Origin of the sequence: Erythrobacter aureus, assembly GCF_003355455.1 — a bacterium.
Classification (GTDB): domain Bacteria; phylum Pseudomonadota; class Alphaproteobacteria; order Sphingomonadales; family Sphingomonadaceae; genus Qipengyuania; species Qipengyuania aurea.
In genome coordinates this window covers 818,587-836,154 of sequence record NZ_CP031357.1, presented here as the reverse complement: position 1 = coordinate 836,154, position 17,568 = coordinate 818,587, and the positions used below count along the sequence as shown (strand labels likewise).

The window sequence follows — 17,568 nt, the reverse complement described above, 5'->3', positions numbered from 1 at the left end:
GTGGAGAGAGACGATGGACGCCAAGACAGGTGAAATGAGCGGCTGCCCCTTCCATGGCGATGGCGGGATGCGCGGCTTGCTGGGCCGTACCAACCGCGATTGGTGGCCCGACAGCCTTCAACTCGAAATCCTCCAGCAGGGCGGCCGCAGTGCCGACCCGATGGGCGAGGATTTCGACTATTGCGAGGCGTTCAACGCGCTCGACTATCAGGCGCTGAAACGCGACCTGACCGATCTGATGACCGACAGCCAAGACTGGTGGCCGGCCGATTACGGCCATTACGGCCCTTTCTTCATCCGCATGGCATGGCACGCGGCGGGCACTTATCGCACCGGCGACGGACGCGGCGGCGCGGGCAGCGGCCAGCAACGCTTCGCCCCGCTCAATAGCTGGCCCGACAATGGCAATCTCGACAAGGCGCGCCGCCTCTTGTGGCCGATCAAGCAGAAATACGGCAAGCACATCAGCTGGGCCGACCTGTTCATCCTCACCGGCAATGTCGCGATCGAGTCGATGGGCGGCCCGGTGTTCGGCTTCGGCGGCGGGCGCAAGGACGTGTTCGAGCCCGAAACCGTCTATTGGGGCACCGAAGAACAGTGGGTCGATACCGGTGCGGAAACGCGCATCATTCCCGATGAGGGCAAGGCGCTCGAAAACCCGCTCGCGGCGATCCAGATGGGGCTGATCTACGTCAATCCCGAAGGTCCGGGCGGCAATCCGCACGATGCCGAAGGCATGGCGCGCGACATGCGCGAAACCTTCGCCCGCATGGCCATGAACGACGAGGAAACGGTCGCGCTGACTGCTGGCGGCCACGCCTTCGGCAAGGCGCATGGCGCGAAGCCTTCCGATACTTTCGGCAAGGCACCCGAGGGCGAAAACCTGCACACCATGGGCTTTGGCTGGCTGACCGACCCCGAAGAAATCGGCAAGGGCCATATCACCACCAGCGGTATCGAGGGGGCTTGGACGCCCAATCCGACCCAGTGGGGCGGCGACTATTTCCGCCTGCTGTTCAAATACGACTATGAACTGGTCAAGTCGCCCGCCGGCGCGAACCAGTGGCAGCCGATCGATCCGGATCCCGAGGACATGGCGCCCGATGCGCGCGATCCGTCCAAGAAGGTCCCGACCATGATGACCACCGCCGATATGGCGCTGAAACGCGACCCGGAATATCGCAAGATTTCCGAACGCTTCCGCGACGATCAGGCCGCGCTCGACGACGCTTTCGCCCGCGCCTGGTTCAAGCTGTGCCACCGCGACATGGGGCCAAAGGTCCGCTATCTCGGCCCCGAAGTTCCGGCCGAAGACCTGATCTGGCAGGACCCGGTCCCGGCCGGGAAGCAGGCGTCGGACAGCGCGGTCGCCGACTTCAAACGGGCGGTCCTCGATAGCGGCCTCTCCGTCAGCGAACTGGTCAAGGCAGCCTGGGCCTCGGCCTCGACCTATCGCAATTCCGACCATCGCGGCGGCGCCAATGGCGCGCATATCCGCTTCGATGCGCTCAGGAACTGGGCGGTCAACGATCCCGAGGAACTGGGCAAGGTGCTGGCCAAGCTCGACGAGCTGCGCGGCGACATCTCGATGGCCGACGCCATCGTTCTGGGCGGTGCGGCGGCGATCGAGAAGGCGGCGAAGGATGGCGGTTACGACATCACCGTGCCAGTCAGCACCGGCCGCGGCGATGCGACCGAAGATCAGTTCGACGCCGAAAGCTGGGAACCGCTCGAGCCGTTTGCCGACGGGTTCCGCAACTATCTCAGGACCAAGGCGAGCGTGAAGACCGAAGACATGCTGGTCGACCGGGCGCATCTGCTCGGCCTGTCCATGCCCGAAATGACCGCGCTGCTCGGCGGCATGCGGGCACTGGGAGCGGTCAGCAAGCATACGCAGCATGGCAACAGCATCGGCGTCCTCACCGATCGCCCCGGCGTGCTGTCGAACGACTTCTTCACCAACCTGCTCGCCATGGGCACGGTGTGGGAAGTGGTCGATGAGAGCGGAGACGAGGAGTTCGTCGGCAAGTGCCGGCTCAAGGGGGATGTGAAGTGGCACGCCACGCGCACCGACCTCGTCTTCGGATCGAATTCGCAGCTCCGCGCCGTGGCCGAAGTCTATGCCGAAAACGGCAACGAGCGGAAGTTCGTCGACGATTTCGTCAAGGCCTGGACCAAGGTGATGGAAGCCGATCGTTTCGATCTCGAATACGCCAAATATCACTGATCCGGCCCGCCGGTTCGCACGAAACCCCCGGCAGCGATGCCGGGGGTTTTTGTATTCGCGCGATCCGATCACACCGAACGGCAAAATGTATCACCAGGCCCGGGACCCGAACCGGCGATCGGCTCGTATGTCTATCGCAATCACACAGAAAGGCGTCGCCCATGTCCGGCACAAAAATCCCCCCCACCACCACCGATGCAGGCATCCCGGTTCAGAGCGACGAGCACTCGCTGACGATCGGCCGCGACGGTCCTATCGTCCTCAACGATCACTATCTCATCGAGCAGATGGCGAACTTCAATCGCGAGCGCATTCCCGAGCGCCAACCGCATGCCAAGGGTTCGGGCGCATTCGGTTACTTCGAGACGACCGAAGACGTTTCGAAATATACCAAGGCCAAGCTGTTTCAGCCGGGCGTGAAGACCGATGTCGCAATGCGGTTTTCCACCGTGGCGGGCGAACGTGGCAGCCCCGACACCTGGCGCGACCCGCGCGGCTTTTCGGTCAAATTCTATACCGAAGACGGCAATTTCGACATGGTCGGCAACAACACGCCGATCTTTTTCATCCGCGATCCGCTGAAGTTCCAGCACTTCATCCGCAGCCAGAAGCGCCGCGCCGACAATGCCTTACGCGATCACGACATGATGTGGGATTTCTGGACGCTGAGCCCGGAAAGCGCACATCAGGTGACCTATCTGATGGGCGATCGCGGCGTGCCCAAGAACTGGCGCGAGATGAACGGCTATGGCAGCCATACCTACATGCTCATCAACGAGGATGGCGAGAAGTTCTGGGTCAAATTCCACTTCCACACCGACGTCGGGACGGAAAGCGGCAATGCCCATCTGACGCAGGACGAGGCAGTCGAGAAAGCGGGCGAGGACAGCGACTATCACCGTCGCGACCTGTTCGACGCTATCCACAAGGGCGATTACCCGAGCTGGACGCTCAAATGGCAGATCATGCCCTATGAGGATGCCAAGACCTATCGCATCAACCCGTTCGATCTGACCAAGGTCTGGCCGCATGAGGATTATCCGCTGATCGAAGTCGGCAAGCTGGTGCTCAATGAAAATCCGGTCGATTGGGATACGCAGATCGAACAGCTCGCCTTCGAACCCAACAATATGGTCCCCGGCATCGGTCTGTCGCCCGATAAGATGCTGCTGGCTCGCGGCTTTTCCTACGCCGATGCGCATCGCGCGCGGCTGGGCGTGAATTACAAGCAGATTCCGGTGAACTCGGCCAAAAACGCGGAGGTCCATTCCTATTCGCGCGCAGGCGACATGCGGGTGAAGAATGCCGTCGATCCGGTCTATGCCCCCAATTCCTATGGCGGACCGGCGGCCCAGCCCGAAGTGGGCGGCGAAGCGACCTGGCACGCCGATGGCGATATGGTGCGGCAGGCCTACACCCTGCGCGAAGACGATGACGACTGGACACAGGCGGGCATCCTCGTGCGCGACGTGATGGACGATGCGCAGCGCGATCGCTTCGTGTCCAATGTCGCGGGCCATCTGGCCGATGGCGTCAGCGAGAAGGTTCTGGTGCGGGCGTTCGAATATTGGCGCAATGTCGATGCCGCGATCGGCGATCGCATCGAAGAGGCCGTCCGCGACAAAATTGGCGGTAAGTCGAACGCACCGGGTATGGCCAGCGCAGTGGCGATTTCCGGTGAGGGCGCGGCGGCGAAGGCCGACGCCGAATGACCCTTCAGCGTTCGCGCCTGAGCACGATGTAGAGTGCACCGTCTCCGCCGTGGCGCTGATGCGCACGGCGGACGGCGGCGATGGCCGAATGGTGGCTCGAGGCAGCCAGCCAGTCGAGCACCTTGGCGCGGATCGCACCGCGGCGCTCGCTGCGATCCGCCGACGCCACCGGGCGCGGCTTGCCCGTGATCAGCAGGATCGTGCGCGCGCCCATCGCCCGTGCCTGCGCCACCCCGCTCATCAGCCGGTCATAGGCGGCATCGAGATTGTGGCCATGCAGGTCCAGCGTCAGTTCCGGCTGCAGCCCGCCGGATTTCAGCCGCCGATCCCAGTGCGAATCGAGACCCCGGTCGGGTTGAGTCGGCCGGGTCGGCGGCGGCGGCGCGATGCGGGCCGGCTTCGGCGCGCGCGGCAAGCTTGCCTTTTTGGGCGGTGCGGGCCGGGCGGGCGCTTTCGCCTCATGCGCGGGGCGGGGTTGGACAGGCTTGAGCGGATGCAGCGGCACTGTCGTCGCCGCAACCTTCTCCCATGCAGCGGCCTCTTCCGCCGACAATCCGCGCGGCGCGCTCATCGCCGGGCTTGGAGCCGTTCGATCGTCCCTCGCGGCAGCAGAACCAGCGCCGATCCGCGCGCGCTCATCTCGCCCGCAATCTCCCGCGCATCTTGGCCGTTGCCCCAAAATGTATCGAACCGATTGGCCCCCTTGATCGCGCCGCCCGTATCCTGCGCGATCCACAGGCCATCGGCGACATCGGTTTCCATATCGAGGAATACCGGCGCCCCGTAGGGCACGAATTTAGGGTCGACCGCGACCGAGGCTTCACGGCGGACCGGCACGCCCAGCGAACCCAGCGGGCCATCCGAATTCAGCTCGCGGAAGAACACCCAGCTTTTATTGAGGCGCATGATGTCGCGCCCCTCGGCGGGATGGTCGCGAATATAGGCCATGATGCCCTGCATCGAGGTTTCGTAAGGCGTGCCTTCGCCGATCAGACCGCGCTCGCGCATGACGCGCCCGATGCCGACATATTCGCGCCCGTTCTGGCCCGCATAACCGATCCGCATCAGCGAACCGTCGGGCAGGCGCAGCAGACCCGAGCCCTGAATCTGGAGGAAGAAGAACTCTACCGGGTCCGCCGCCCAGGCTATCTCCAGCCCGCGATTTTCCAACGCGCCGAGTTCGATTTCGGTACGGTCGTAAAAGGGGACGAAGGCCCCACCGGCATTGTAACGCCCGAGGGGGGGCCGCCCTTCGCGCTCGCTTTCAGGCATATCATCGGGCCAGGCCCGCACGAGTTCCGGGGGCACGGCGTAGATGGGCACGTCATAGCCCGGCATGCGGGTGCGGCTACCGCGGATTTCGGGCTCGAAATAGCCGGTGGCGAACGCCGCGCCATCGCCCACACGCGCGGTTTCGAAATAGCTGGTGAAGAAGCGCCGCGCATCGGACACCGGCCACGTTGCCGCGGCTTCGCAGGCGGGGCGCCAGTCTTCGGCAAAGGTCAGCCCGCTCGCATCCTCACGCTTGAGAATCGAGGGGCAGGATTCGATGAAGGATACCAGCGCCGTGCCTGCATCGTCGGGCGCCAACCCCAACGATGCGACATCCGCTCCGCGCTCGATCGGCGCGAAGGCGGCACTGGAGACGGTTCCCGGCGGTAGCGCCACACCCTGGACCGGCCTGGTATCGGGCACCATCCTGACGCAGGCAGCAAGCGCCAGCGTCATCGCGATCACCATCGATTTGTGCATGAACCCTCCCCGTTGCGCGCGGGGCGTCAGCCCTCGTCCGTCTCGTCGAGCACCCAGTTGGGATCGGACGCGCCGATATTGCGGCGGAATGTCCATATGTCGCGGCTCTCGATCGCATCGTCCAGCGAACCGGCAATCACATTCCCATCGGCATCGCGCGTCACGGCAGCGATATCGGCGACGAAAAGCACCGCGATGCGGGCGGTCCGCCCGTCGAGTTCGGCGGAATGGACGCTGGCGTCCTCGATCCGGATCAGACGGTTGTCGAGCGTTTCGCCCGCTTCCTCGCGCGCATCGATGGCGCCCGCGAAGCTGGCATAAACGTCATCGTCGGTGAGTTCGCGCAGGGTTTCCTTGTCGCCGTTCCAGAAAGCTTCGAGGATCATGCCATAGGCACTCTTGGCCCCTTCGAGAAAGCCGAGCAGATCGAAAGCCGGATCTGCCGAAGCAATCGCGCGGACGCCCGCTTCGTTGGCCGGCGCGCGGCTGTCGTCGACCCCGCGCAGAACGACCGGCTGGCGTAGCTGACGCGGCGGATTGTCCGCACGCGGCGGGGTATCCCCACGTTCGAACCGGTGTGGAATCACCTCTTCCTCATGCTCCGAACGGCGACCGAGCACCGAATAGAGCCGCAGCCCGAGAAAGGCGGCGATCATGGCGAGAATGACGATCTCGATGATCACGTAAGTAACCTGCTTCCCTACTTCTTTTGCGGGCGGCAGCGTGCCCCCGGCAGTCCAGCGTCTTTCCTGCCCTAGATAGGAAGGAATTACAAACCGACAATGGTAGTGCGACGAACATCGCCCTGTGCCGCGACCGCTCGCGGCCACGCATTGCTACGCGCCGCCGACAATGCTAGGCGCGCGCCCCGACAGTCCCGCGCGACCACCAGCGGCTCGCGGGGACGCACATTCGGATAATTGGAAAGCGACTGCTCATGGCCGACGAAGGCGACGTTCTCACCGACCTCAACATGGATCCCGCAGCCGGCGCCAATGGCGTCGACAACCAGCCCAGCGCGGGCATTATCTCGCAATATATCAAGGACCTGTCGGTCGAAAACCCGAACGCGCCCGCATGTTTCCAGTGGAACGAGCAACCGCAGCTCGACGTGCAGGTCAATATCGGCGCCGACAAAGTTACCGACGAGGTCCACGAGGTAACGCTGAAGATCACGGCCACGGCCAAGACCAGCCAGGGCAATCTCTACCTGATCGACCTCGATTATTGCGGGCTGATGGGCATGCGCAACCTGCCCGACGAACATGCGCACGCCTTCCTCTTCGCCGAAGCACCGCGCCTGCTGTTCCCCTTCGCACGGCGCGTGATCGCCGATGCCAGCCGCGATGCGGGCTTCCCGCCGCTGATGCTCGATCCGATGGATTTCGGCGCGCTTTACCAGCAGCAATTGGCCGCCCGCGCGCAGGAACAGCAAGCCCAGGGCGCAACGCCGCCCGCTGGCGACGCCTGAGCGCCTGACTTGCAACCGAGGCTCTGACAGGTGAGCCTGCTCAAGAACGTCGGGACGATCGGCGGGCTGACCATGGTCAGCCGCGTGGCCGGGATGGCGCGCGAGATGATTTTCTCGCGCGTCCTCGGCGCCAATGCGGTAACCGATGCCTGGTTTCAGGCCTTCATCATCCCCAATGTCTTCCGCCGCCTGTTCGCGGAAGGGGCGTTTTCCGCCGCCTTCGTCCCGATGTTCTCGAAACGCCTGAACGGCGAAGGCGGGATCGAGGAGGCGCGCAGTTTCTCCGACGATGTGCTGAGCGTATTCCTGCCGGTGCTGATCGCATTGTCCGCGATCATGATGCTCGCCATGCCGGGGGTTATCTGGTTGTTGTCGGACAAGCCGGTCGATCCCGCGACATTCGATATCGCCGTCGCCTTCGCGCGGATCATGTTTCCCTATATCGTCCTGGTCAGCCTGGTCACGCTGTTTACCGGAATGCTCAATTCGGTCAGCCGCTTCGCCCCCGGGGCGAGCTTTCCGATCATCCTCAACCTGGTGCTGATCGCCGCGCTGCTGGCGGGCGACTTTGCCATGGGCGCGCTCGGCTGGAGCGTCGAGCAGGTCGCCTTCGGCGTGGCCTGGGCGGTCACCGGGGGCGGCGTGCTGCAACTGGCCTGGCTCTATTACTGGAGCAGGGTGGAAGGCTTCCGCCCGCGCCTGCTGTGGCCGCGGATCACGCCCGAGGTAAAGCGCCTGTCGATCATCGCCCTGCCCGCCGCGATCGGCGGCGGCGCCTACCAGATCAACACGCTCGTCCAGCTCTATTTCCTCAACCAGCTTGCCACAGGCTCGGTGAGCTACATGAATTATGCCGATCGGCTGAACCAGTTGCCGCTTGGGATCATCGGCATTGCGCTGTCCACCGCGATCCTGCCGACGCTGTCGAAATTCGTTGGCAGCGACAACAAGGAAGGCGCCGATCGCATCCAGTCCGACGCGATCGAACTGTCGATGCTGCTGACCATTCCCGCAGCGGTGGCGTTGGCGATCTGCGCCACGCCTTTCGTGACCATGATTTTCCAGGGCGGCCGGTTCAGCGTGGAGGATGCAGCCATTGCGGGCGAAGTGCTGGCCGCGCTGGTGCTGGGGCTTCCGGCCTATGTGCTGGTAAAGGTGCTGGTGCCCAATTTCTACGCCCGGGCGGACACCAAAACGCCCGTAGTCGCGGCGTTTATATCGCTGGGCGTGTTCATTGCCTTCAACCTCGCCTTCCTCCAGCGGTTCGGAGTGATCGGCGTCGCCTATGCCAGCGTGATCGGCGCCTGGATCAATGTCGGCTTCCTCTGCCTCGTACTGGCGAAACGCGGCTGGTACGCGCTGCCGGGCGCGCTGCTGCTGCGGATCGCGCGGCAATTGGTCGCAGCCGGGGCGATGGGCCTTGCCTTGTTCTATGCGCGCGATTTGCTAACCGGCTGGTTCGCTGCGGGACTGTTCGCGCGCCTCGCCGCCCTCGCGGTGCTCGTCGCCTGTTCGGCCATCGTCTATTTCGGCGTCGCCTTCGCCGTCGGCGCCATCGACCGGCAGCGCATCGCTGCCCTCACCAAAAAGAGGAATCCCTGATCCCATGCGCCCTGCAATGAGAGTAGTTTCCGGCATCCAACCTACCGGCAATCTCCACCTCGGCAATTATCTGGGGGCGATCCGCAATTGGGTGCGGATGCAGGACGAGATGGGCGAAGGCGAGCAATGCCTGTTCTTCCTTGCCGATCTGCATGCGATTTCCATGCCGCATGACCCGGCGGAATTGCGACGGGCGACGCTGGAGATGGCCGCCGCGCTGGTCGCCTGCGGCATCGATCCGTCGCGCAGCGTGCTGTTCAATCAGGCACAGGTGCCCGCCCATGCCGAACTGCAATGGTTGCTCAATGGTACTGCGCGGATGGGCTGGCTGAACCGGATGACGCAGTTCAAGGACAAGAGCGGCAAGAACCGCGAAGGTGCCAGCGCGGCGCTGTTCACCTATCCGGTGCTGCAGGCGGCCGACGTACTGCTGTATCAGGCAACGCACGTCCCCGTGGGCGAGGATCAGAAGCAGCATCTCGAACTCGCCCGAGACATCGCGCAGAAGTTCAATAACGACTTCGCTTCCGAGGATGCGCCGGTATTCACCCTGCCCGATCCGATCAGCCCGCCCAAGGCCGCGCGGATCATGAATCTGCGGGACGGAACCAAGAAGATGAGCAAGTCCGACCCTTCGGAAATGAGCCGCATCGAACTCGCCGACTCGCCCGACGAGGTGATGAAGAAGATCAAGAAGGCCAAAACCGATCCAGAACCCCTGCCGAGCGAGGAAAAGGGTCTGGAAGATCGCCCCGAGGCGCTGAACCTCGTCACAATCTATGCCGCGCTGACCGATGCCAGCGTCGAGGACGTGCTGAAGGACTTCGGCGGCGAGGGTTTCGGTAAATTCAAGCCGGCGCTGGGCGAACTGCTGGTGGAAACCCTGCGCCCTATTTCGGAGCGCTTCACCGCATTGCTCGACGACCGCGAAGCGCTGGATGCAATCCTCGCGCGCGGCGCCAGCCAGGCGCGCGAAATCGGACGGCCGACATTGGAGGCGGCCTACACTGCGTTGGGTCTTATCCGTTAAGTCCTTCAAAGACGGTACGTAGATACAAGAAATGTGAATCTGGGCATTCAAATCGGGTTCATGGGCGTTCGTCTACACACAGGCACAGTTACTGGCAGTGTGCCTTGGGGAAGCGGCGGACTGCGCAAATGCGCGTAATCGTGGTAGACTGCGTGCTCGTTCGAAGAGGACTGATGATGACCGACCGCAAAAAGGGTTGGGGGCGCACACTCAAGCTTGCCTCCGTTCCGATGATCCTGGCAGGCCTTGCCGCCTGCGCCACGCCGTTCAAAGCCGACGTTTCGCGCTATCAGACGCAGTTGCCCGCCCCGCAGGGCGAAAGTTACTATGTGGTCGCGGATGACCCGGCGCTGGCGGGCGGGCTCGAATTCGCTCAATATGCCGATCTCGTCGAAGCGCAGATGGCGCGGCTTGGATATGCGCAAGCTGGATCGGCAGACGATGCCTCGTTGCTGGTGCGCTTCGATTACGGGGTCGACAATGGGCGAGAGCGTGTGCGCACGACAGGCTTTCACGACCCGTTCTATTCGCCCTGGTACGGTTACCGTTCGCCCTTCGGCTACCGTTCGCGGCTCGGATATTACCGCCCGCGCTATTACGGCAGTCGCTGGGGCTACGGCTTCTACGATCCGTGGTTCGGCGGCCCCGAGGTGCGCAGCTACACCGTCTATACCAGCGGCATCGACATGAAGATCGACCGCGCGGCGACCGGCGAGCGATTGTTCGAAGGCAAGGCCCAGGCGGTATCCACCTCGAACCGTCTGCAATATCTGGTGCCCAATCTGGTCGAGGCGATGTTTACCGACTTCCCGGGCAATTCGGGCGAGACGCTGCGCATCTCGATCGCCCCGGAAAAGACCACGGTGCGCCGTATCGACTAGCGGCGCATCCGACCGACGCAATGACAGGAAAAGGGCGGCCGATGGATCGGACCGCCCTTTTTCGTTTGTTTGCGTTCGCTTAATTCTGCCTGCGTCCCTGCTCGCTCGATGGGCGACCTGGGCATTCGCGCCCTTCCCCGGCTAAAATACCAGGCGAAGGAGATGGGAAATGATTAGACCCGACTTGCGGCTGCCCCGATCGGGATCGGTCCGTCGCGTATATGTCGGCCTGGCCCTGCTGGTGCTGATGACCCCGGCAATCGCGATGCAATTCACCGGCGAAGTGGCCTGGGATCTGCGCGATTTCGCGGGCATGGCCGCGCTGCTCGCCCTGCTCGGCATCGGCCTGGAAATCGTCTTGCGGCTCGCCCGGACACCCTCGGCGCGGCTGATCGGCATTGGCGGGGCGGTTGCAATCGCGATGCTCCTTTGGGTCGAACTGGCGACCGGCAAGGTCATCTAGCCAAGCCGCGCGTGCCCGCCGGTTGATCCGAAACCGCCCGCACCGCGATCGGTCTCGTCGAGTTCTTCGACCTCTTCCCACGCGGCCTGGGTGACCGGAGCCAGCACCAGTTGGGCGATACGGTCGCCCCGCGCGATCGCGAAATCGCCAGCGCCATGATTGATTACGATGACCTTCACCTCACCCCGATAATCGCTGTCGATCGTGCCCGGCGTGTTCGGCACGGTAATGCCGTGCTTCAATGCCAGGCCCGAACGCGGGCGGACCTGGATTTCATACCCTTCGGGGATCGCCAAGGCTAAGCCGGTCGCAACCGCATGGCGCTGGCCCGGTTTCAGGGTCAGGTCTTCGGCCGCGAGCACGTCCATCCCCGCCGCGCCGCTGGTGGCATAGGCGGGCAGATCGAGCCCGCGTCCATGAGGCAGGCGCTTGAGCCGCACGCCGACGGGTTCAGTCATGGTCGTCCTCTACGGGATGCAGGGCTTCGGCGGCGCGAAGCACCAGTTCGCGCGCCACGTCTTCCTTGGGCATTTCCGGCAGGCTTTCGACACCGCTCGCGGTGACGATGTGAACCTGGTTCAGGTCGCCGCCCATCACGCTGTCGCCTTCCGCGCCCGAAACATTGTTGGCTATGATCCAGTCGGCGCCCTTGCGCTTGCGCTTCGACTTGGCATTCTCGACCACGTTCTCGGTCTCCGCGGCGAAGCCGATCAACAATGTCGGTCGTTTCTGCCCCGCGGCGGTGCTGGCGAGGATGTCGGGGTTCTCGGCCAGGATCAGGGCTGGCGGTGCGCTGCCGCGCTTCTTCATCTTTTCGCCCGCGACATGTTTGCTCTTCCAGTCGGCAACGGCGGCGACCATGAAGGCGATGTCTACCGGCAGGGCGCGGCGCACCTCTTCGGCCATGTCCTCGGCCGTTTCCACATCGACACGGTCCACCCCCACCGGCGTCGGCAAATGGACCGGCCCGGCGATCAGCGTGACCCGCGCACCGGCGGCGGCGGCCATCGCGGCGATGGCGAAGCCCTGCTTCCCGCTCGACCGGTTGGCGATATAGCGCACCGGATCGATCGGTTCGCGGGTCGGCCCGGCGGTGATCAGCACATGCTTGCCGTAGAGTGGGCGATGCGCCGGATCGGGATCGAAAGCGGCCTGTCCCGCCAGCGGGGAATCGTCGAATGCGACTGTAGTGGTCGCAGTCCGATCCGCGACCGGCTGCGGCATGGCGCGCATGTCCTGCCGAGCGACTTCGTGGTTGAGCGCTGCGGGGTCGATCGGCGGGGCGGACGACGCCTTGCCCTTCTGGGCAAGGATCGGGCCCGCATCGGGCAGCGGTTCGCCCGCCTCGGGCGGTTCGGCGATCTCGGGCGCATCCGCTTCGGGCAAGTCCTCGAGCTCGGCCTCGATCTCCTCGTGGCTGCGCTGCTGGGTCGAGCGCGGAATAATCATCGCAAGCAGGCCGCCCAATCCGCCGCCGCTCGGCTCCGCCTCGTCCTCGTCCTCGAGGTCTTCCGCCGTGTAGGAATCGTCGGCGATGTCCTCTTTGGGCGCCGCAAGCTGCGCGGGCGCGGGCGCCATCAGTTCGGGCAGCTCGATATCGAGACCCAGCTCCTCGCCGATGCGGCCCAGGATCGCAGGTGGCTCGGGCATCCGGCCTGGACCGAACTCGCCGCACGCCATCGGGCCTTCGTCCGGATCCATTACTGCCACACCCGCCTGGCGCAGCCAGTCGGCATTGCGCTTGGTTGCCGAATTCTCCCACATCTTCACATTCATCGCCGGCACGGTCAGCACCGGCTTGTCGGTGGCGAGGATCAGCGTGGTGGCGAGATCGTCGGCAATGCCGGCCGCCATTTTGGCCAGCAGGTCTGCGGTGGCAGGGCAAACGACCACGAGGTCGGCCTCGCGACTGAGTTGGATGTGCCCCATCTCGACCTCGTCCTTGAGATCGAACAGCGAGGTATAGACCTTGTTCTCGGACAGGGCGGCGAGCGCCATCGGGGTGACGAATTGCTGTCCGCCCTTGGTCAGCACACACGTCACCTCGCCCCCCGCCTTGCGGATCAGCCGGACGAGCTCGCACGACTTGTAGGCCGCGATGCCGCCGCCGATGACGAGCAGGATCTTCGGACCGCTCATGCCGCGCCCCCACCGGCCTGCATCATGCCCGTGCCCTTCCGGGCCGATCGGCGAATGGTAACCCGTAAACTCATCGCTGCGCTTGCTAGCGCCCCCTGTCCGACATGACCAGCGCATAGCACTGGCGTTTTTCCCGAATCCGCCTAACATCACATGGTGAAAAAAGGGGAAACGGGGAGGTTTTCATGCATGTGATCCTGAGCGCGATACTGCTTGCGCTGGCGATCCTCGATCTGGTGCTGGGAACCAGCTTTCTGGTCGACCCGGCAGGCGCGGCGGGCGATTTCGGGCTGGCGATCGCATCCACTCATGGCGAATCCACCCTGCGCGGAGACATGACCGCGTTCTTCTATGTGACTGCGGTGTCGCTTGCCTGGGGCGCATGGAAACGGCGTCCCGAAGCGTTGCTGCCCGCGCTCGGCCTGTTCGGCATCGCCTTTATCGGGCGGTTCATCAACGTGATCGCGCAAGGCCCCTATGACGGGTGGATGATGCCCATGGCGGTGGAGGCTTTCCATTGCATCGTCATCATCGTGGCAATGCGGGCCTGGGGCGTTCCGAAACCGGACGCCTGATCGCACCGGCCAGGTCGACGAGAGCACGTGGGGCGAAGGCCAGCCCAACACCGTAGGCGGGGATGAACAGGCCCATCCAATAGACATTTTCCGGCCGCGCGAAAATCGCGACCGCTGCCATGAAGCCTGCGAACCACAGGCTGGCGAATGTGCCAAGCCGACCACCCACGGCAAGCCAGCCGAACAGCGGGAGCACACCGAGCGGGCCGGCGAGCCATGCAGGAAGCGTTTGCAGCAAGGTGGTGATGTGGATGCCGTAAAACGGCAGAGCGGGTCCGACCATCCCGCGCCAGCCCGGCGAGACGAGATCGCCGGGCGCACGCACATCGGCGACAGCCGACGCGTGAAGGGCAAGGCCAAGCGCGATCAGGACCAGTGCGCCTGAAATCGCGACCAGCTTGCGTCGTTCGCCCGCGAATATGGCGATGGCGCCCCACGCAAGCAGGAAGGGCAGCGCCAGTTCGCGCAAGGCGATTGCGGCGAATGCCAGCATCAAGCCGCCAACCCACAGGCTGCCCGCCGAAGCGGCCAGCGCCAGCGACAGCAGCATCCCGGCCAGGATTTCGTGGCTGAAAGGAATGTCGGCAATGAACGCCACCATGCCGAACAGCCCGGCCAGCGCACCTGCGGCGAGGCGTTCCAACCGCCGTTCCCGTCGCAAAGCGACCATCCAACCCAGCACATTCGCGCTCCAGAGAATTACCGCGATAATGCGCCAGCCCCCTTCCCCCCAAAGCGCGCTCGTCCATGCCAGAATCGGTGTACGCACAGTGACGAAAGGCGTCAGCGGCATGCCGAAATCGCGATGCTCGTCTGCCACCGCTCTGTAATAGTCCTCTCCGGCCGCCACGCGCGCGTTGACCGCGCGGTAGAGGTCCATATCGACCCGCTGTCCGCGTTCGAGCCGCTGTTCGATATCCGCCTCGTGCGCAGCATTGCGCGCCTCGAGCGCAAAGGCGTTCCAGACACAGGCGAACAGCAGAGCCAGCAGCAGCGCCAATGCCGCCCAACGCGGCAAACGTGCGAAAGGCCGTTCGGGCAGGGTCACGCCTTACCTCGCGCAGATTGCACCAAAGACGTGATGGCCATGGGCACGAAGGCGAGCCCGACGAACATTGCAGGCGCCACGACCGCCCCCCAGTAGAAATTGTTCGCCCGACCCGCGAGCATGAAGGCAAGACCATAGCCAAGAAAAAGGAGCGTACCGGTCGTGCCTGCCGGCGATTTCCAGCCCGCCCAGCCGAGCACCATCAGCAGAACCAGCGGTCCGGCAATTTCATGCGGCAGGAAGCGCAGGTTCGAGCTCAAGACGATATTGCCGAGCCAGCCCGATAATCCGCGCAGCACCAGCCAGTCGGGGCTTTCGGGATCGCTGGGCAGGACGTGCGACGAAACCAGCGAAAAATGCCAGGCTATTGCCGCAAGAAAAGCCACTATCAGAACGCCCCATGCCGCTGCCTCCTTCCAATCGCGCCGCCAGACCGCCATCGCGCCCATGAGTAGGACAAAAGGCAAGGCATGTTCGCGGATGGCCAAAGCCAGGGCCGCCACAGCCAGAGCCCCGCCCCAGCGCCCGGGCCGGTGCAGCCCAAAGGCCAGCGCCAGAAGCATTCCAGCCCACAGTTCATGCAGCACGAAATGATAGCGGTGGACCCCGAGCGAAGCGCCCATCAACATGAACGCCGTACCGATCCGCTGCACGCGCCGACCGCCCGGTTCTTCGCCGAGGCGTTTCCACCACGCCCAGACAGTCGCGCCCATCAGCAGGATCGCGAGGACAGTCATCCCCGCTTCGCCCAGAGCAGCGTGGATATAGGCGAGCGTCGGGAGCCGCACCGCAAGGCCCGGACGCACCGGATAGTCGCTCGCGCGCTGCTCCTCGACGACGAAATCGTAATAGGCCTCACCGCCCGCGATCCGCTCGATCACGCGATCGTAGAAGGCAAGATCATCGTCGCGCCGAGGTTGGCTCTCGGCTGACGGCTCGTTGGAGGGCAGGTCGAGACCTTCCGCGGGCATGCCATCCATGCGTGCACCCAGCGGAGTGAGCGCGGCAAGAACCAGCAGGGCAACCACCGCCGCCAACAGAATGCGGGCGGGCCATGACCTCCAGTGGGCGAAGCGGTCCCAGGCTGGCGCCGTAGCGGCTTTGCCTAGCCGATCCACCCCTGTGCTATCGCCGCCCATGTCGCCAGCCCCCCTGCCACTGCCGCCACGGCATAGCCCAGCAGCCCTCGCGAACGCTCCTTGCGACGGCGCCTTTCCCACATCAATTCCACATCGGGCAGCGGTGGCGGTTCGGGCGCGCCGCCCTTGGGCGGAAAGCGATCCTCGATCCTGCGGACGAGGTCGGGAATGCGCAGCAGCGTCTCGGTATCCTCGCGAATACGGTCGGCAATCGCGGCTTCCGGACCCAGCTCGTCGCGGATCCAGCTGCGGACATAGGGTGCGGAAGTGTCCCACATATTGATGCTGGGATTGAGCTGCGTGGCGATGCCCTCGACCATCACCATGGTCTTTTGCAGCAGCAGCAGGTGCGGCTGCGTCTGCATGTCGAAATCGCGAGTAATGGCGAACAGTCCGTCGAGCATCTGCCCGACCGACAGCTCGCTCACCGGCTTGCCGCGCATCGGCTCGCCCACCGCGCGCAGCGCCGTCGCGAATTCGTCGACATTGTGATAGCTCGGCACATATTGCGCCTCGAAATGGATTTCGGCGACGCGTTTGTAATTGCCGGTCGTCAGCCCGTAGAGGATTTCCGCCAGCCACATGCGCGCGCGCCGGTCGATCCGGCCCATGATGCCGAAATCGATCGCGGCAATGGTCCCGTCCGCCTTCACGAACAAATTGCCCTGGTGCATGTCGGCATGAAAGAAGCCCGCAGCGATCGCCTGCTTGAGGAAGGCCAGCACCAGACGACTGGCAAGGTCTTCGGTATCGTGGCCCGCCGCGCGGATGGCCTCGGTATTGCTGATCTTGATGCCGTCGATCCAGTCGATGGTCATAACCCGGCCATTGGTGCGGTCCCAGTCGATGCCGGGTATCTCGTATCCAGGCGTGCCGACCATATGTTCGGCGAGTTCCGAGGCGGAGGCGGCTTCGCGCCGGAGATCGAGTTCGCGATTGGTCCAGCGCTTGAAATTGGCGATGACCAGGCGCGGGCGGAGGCGCGAAGCCTCGCCGCCCATCGCCTCGACATGCGCGGCGGCCCATTCATAGGTGTCGATGTCGCGCGCGAACTGCTCGCGCACGCCGGGGCGCAGCACCTTGACCGCAACCTGCTTGCCCTCGGTCGTGACCGCGCGGTGAACCTGTGCGATCGAGGCGGCACCGATCGGGACGGGATCGAATTCGGAATACAGCGCCGTGAGAGGCTGCTCGAAGCTCGCCTCTATACTCTGCTTGATGTGCTCGAAGGCGACCGGTGGCAGATCGTCCTGCAAGGTCAGCAGATTGCGGGCCGCGTCCTCGCCGACGAGGTCGGGCCGCGTGGCGAGCGTCTGGCCGAGCTTGATCGCCGCCGGGCCGATTTCGCGGAAAGCGCCCGCATAGTCGGGTTCCTTGGGCTGCACGGTGCCGAAGCGGGCAATACGCACCAGCCGCTTGACCGGCGGCGGTGTGTTGGGATCGCGCTCAATCCCGCGCAGCGCACCGTGGCGTGCCAGCGTGCGGCCCCATTTGAGAAGCCGCCAGATGTGGGTTGCGGGCCGTACCAC

The 17,568-nt window shown here is 64.3% G+C and carries 16 protein-coding genes; 8 read left to right on the top strand and 8 right to left on the bottom strand.

Annotated features, from left to right (window positions below):
• The first annotated feature begins 13 nt into the window (after positions 1-13).
• Positions 14-2,227 carry a catalase/peroxidase HPI gene (gene katG, locus DVR09_RS04165; protein WP_115415818.1) on the top strand — a complete coding sequence of 738 codons (2,214 nt, stop codon included), beginning with the start codon at positions 14-16 and terminating at the stop codon, positions 2,225-2,227.
• A gap of 161 nt (positions 2,228-2,388) precedes the next feature.
• Entirely contained in the window at positions 2,389-3,939 is a 1,551-nt protein-coding gene (locus DVR09_RS04160) for a catalase (protein ID WP_115415817.1), read from the top strand.
• Positions 3,940-3,943: 4 nt separating this feature from the next.
• Here DVR09_RS04160 and DVR09_RS04155 read toward each other — a convergent pair whose 3' ends face one another.
• Genes DVR09_RS04155 through DVR09_RS04145 form a run of 3 tightly spaced genes read right to left on the bottom strand, consistent with a single transcriptional unit; the run spans position 3,944 to position 6,374 of the window.
• Positions 3,944-4,510, bottom strand: a complete 567-nt coding sequence (locus DVR09_RS04155) for a Smr/MutS family protein (protein WP_115415816.1) — start codon at positions 4,508-4,510, stop codon at positions 3,944-3,946.
• Positions 4,507-5,691, bottom strand: a complete 1,185-nt coding sequence (gene mltA, locus DVR09_RS04150; RefSeq protein ID WP_115415815.1) for a murein transglycosylase A — start codon at positions 5,689-5,691, stop codon at positions 4,507-4,509. Before mltA ends, DVR09_RS04155 begins: the two co-directional genes overlap by 4 nt.
• Before the next feature lie 26 nt (positions 5,692-5,717).
• Positions 5,718-6,374 carry a Tim44/TimA family putative adaptor protein gene (locus DVR09_RS04145; RefSeq protein ID WP_115415814.1) on the bottom strand — a complete coding sequence of 219 codons (657 nt, stop codon included), beginning with the start codon at positions 6,372-6,374 and terminating at the stop codon, positions 5,718-5,720.
• 254 nt (positions 6,375-6,628) lie between these two features.
• Between DVR09_RS04145 and secB the strand changes: the two genes are divergently transcribed.
• From secB to DVR09_RS04120, 5 genes are all read left to right on the top strand, one after another.
• The gene (secB, locus tag DVR09_RS04140) at positions 6,629-7,162 is read left to right on the top strand and encodes a protein-export chaperone SecB (protein ID WP_115415813.1); all 534 of its coding nucleotides are present in this window, start codon (positions 6,629-6,631) and stop codon (positions 7,160-7,162) included.
• A 30-nt stretch (positions 7,163-7,192) separates the two neighbouring features.
• Complete coding sequence (gene murJ / locus DVR09_RS04135) at positions 7,193-8,764, top strand: murein biosynthesis integral membrane protein MurJ (protein ID WP_115415812.1); 1,572 nt, start codon at positions 7,193-7,195, stop codon at positions 8,762-8,764.
• Between the two features lie 16 nt (positions 8,765-8,780).
• Positions 8,781-9,794 carry a tryptophan--tRNA ligase gene (gene trpS, locus DVR09_RS04130; protein ID WP_115415811.1) on the top strand — a complete coding sequence of 338 codons (1,014 nt, stop codon included), beginning with the start codon at positions 8,781-8,783 and terminating at the stop codon, positions 9,792-9,794.
• A gap of 176 nt (positions 9,795-9,970) precedes the next feature.
• A complete protein-coding gene (locus DVR09_RS04125; protein ID WP_174223720.1) occupies positions 9,971-10,675 on the top strand; it encodes a DUF4136 domain-containing protein in 705 nt (234 codons plus the stop codon).
• A gap of 169 nt (positions 10,676-10,844) precedes the next feature.
• Positions 10,845-11,138: a hypothetical protein gene (locus tag DVR09_RS04120; RefSeq protein WP_115415810.1), complete on the top strand. Its 294-nt coding sequence runs from the start codon at positions 10,845-10,847 to the stop codon at positions 11,136-11,138.
• Here DVR09_RS04120 and dut read toward each other — a convergent pair.
• The gene (dut, locus tag DVR09_RS04115; protein ID WP_115415809.1) at positions 11,135-11,596 is read right to left on the bottom strand and encodes a dUTP diphosphatase; all 462 of its coding nucleotides are present in this window, start codon (positions 11,594-11,596) and stop codon (positions 11,135-11,137) included. The genes DVR09_RS04120 and dut overlap by 4 nt on opposite strands.
• Positions 11,589-13,277, bottom strand: coding sequence for a bifunctional phosphopantothenoylcysteine decarboxylase/phosphopantothenate synthase (locus tag DVR09_RS04110; RefSeq protein ID WP_115415808.1), 1,689 nt, complete (start codon positions 13,275-13,277; stop codon positions 11,589-11,591). The genes dut and DVR09_RS04110 overlap by 8 nt, the downstream gene beginning before the upstream one ends.
• Positions 13,278-13,462: 185 nt before the next feature.
• On the opposite strand from DVR09_RS04110, the gene DVR09_RS04105 reads away from it, so the two are divergent.
• Positions 13,463-13,852: a hypothetical protein gene (locus tag DVR09_RS04105; RefSeq protein ID WP_115415807.1), complete on the top strand. Its 390-nt coding sequence runs from the start codon at positions 13,463-13,465 to the stop codon at positions 13,850-13,852.
• On the opposite strand, the gene DVR09_RS04100 is transcribed toward DVR09_RS04105, so the two are convergent.
• From DVR09_RS04100 to ubiB, 3 genes are read right to left on the bottom strand one after another with little or no spacing between them, the layout of a single operon-like run.
• The gene (locus DVR09_RS04100) at positions 13,806-14,900 is read right to left on the bottom strand and encodes a hypothetical protein (RefSeq protein ID WP_115415806.1); all 1,095 of its coding nucleotides are present in this window, start codon (positions 14,898-14,900) and stop codon (positions 13,806-13,808) included. The genes DVR09_RS04105 and DVR09_RS04100 overlap by 47 nt on opposite strands.
• Positions 14,897-16,039, bottom strand: coding sequence for a hypothetical protein (locus DVR09_RS04095; RefSeq protein ID WP_234041549.1), 1,143 nt, complete (start codon positions 16,037-16,039; stop codon positions 14,897-14,899). The genes DVR09_RS04100 and DVR09_RS04095 overlap by 4 nt, the downstream gene beginning before the upstream one ends.
• Complete coding sequence (gene ubiB / locus DVR09_RS04090; RefSeq protein WP_115415805.1) at positions 16,006-17,568, bottom strand: 2-polyprenylphenol 6-hydroxylase; 1,563 nt, start codon at positions 17,566-17,568, stop codon at positions 16,006-16,008. Before ubiB ends, DVR09_RS04095 begins: the two co-directional genes overlap by 34 nt.

Excerpts from the sequence above, each read along its gene's own strand:
- katG (WP_115415818.1), top strand. The coding sequence starts at position 14 with ATGGACGCCAAGACAGGTGAAATGAGCGGCTGCCCCTTCCATGGCGAT.
- DVR09_RS04160 (WP_115415817.1), top strand. The coding sequence starts at position 2,389 with ATGTCCGGCACAAAAATCCCCCCCACCACCACCGATGCAGGCATCCCG.
- DVR09_RS04155 (WP_115415816.1), bottom strand. The coding sequence starts at position 4,510 with ATGAGCGCGCCGCGCGGATTGTCGGCGGAAGAGGCCGCTGCATGGGAG.
- mltA (WP_115415815.1), bottom strand. The coding sequence starts at position 5,691 with ATGCACAAATCGATGGTGATCGCGATGACGCTGGCGCTTGCTGCCTGC.
- secB (WP_115415813.1), top strand. The coding sequence starts at position 6,629 with ATGGCCGACGAAGGCGACGTTCTCACCGACCTCAACATGGATCCCGCA.
- trpS (WP_115415811.1), top strand. The coding sequence starts at position 8,781 with ATGAGAGTAGTTTCCGGCATCCAACCTACCGGCAATCTCCACCTCGGC.
- DVR09_RS04125 (WP_174223720.1), top strand. The coding sequence starts at position 9,971 with ATGACCGACCGCAAAAAGGGTTGGGGGCGCACACTCAAGCTTGCCTCC.
- DVR09_RS04120 (WP_115415810.1), top strand. The coding sequence starts at position 10,845 with ATGATTAGACCCGACTTGCGGCTGCCCCGATCGGGATCGGTCCGTCGC.
- dut (WP_115415809.1), bottom strand. The coding sequence starts at position 11,596 with ATGACTGAACCCGTCGGCGTGCGGCTCAAGCGCCTGCCTCATGGACGC.
- DVR09_RS04110 (WP_115415808.1), bottom strand. The coding sequence starts at position 13,277 with ATGAGCGGTCCGAAGATCCTGCTCGTCATCGGCGGCGGCATCGCGGCC.
- DVR09_RS04105 (WP_115415807.1), top strand. The coding sequence starts at position 13,463 with ATGCATGTGATCCTGAGCGCGATACTGCTTGCGCTGGCGATCCTCGAT.
- DVR09_RS04095 (WP_234041549.1), bottom strand. The coding sequence starts at position 16,039 with ATGGGCGGCGATAGCACAGGGGTGGATCGGCTAGGCAAAGCCGCTACG.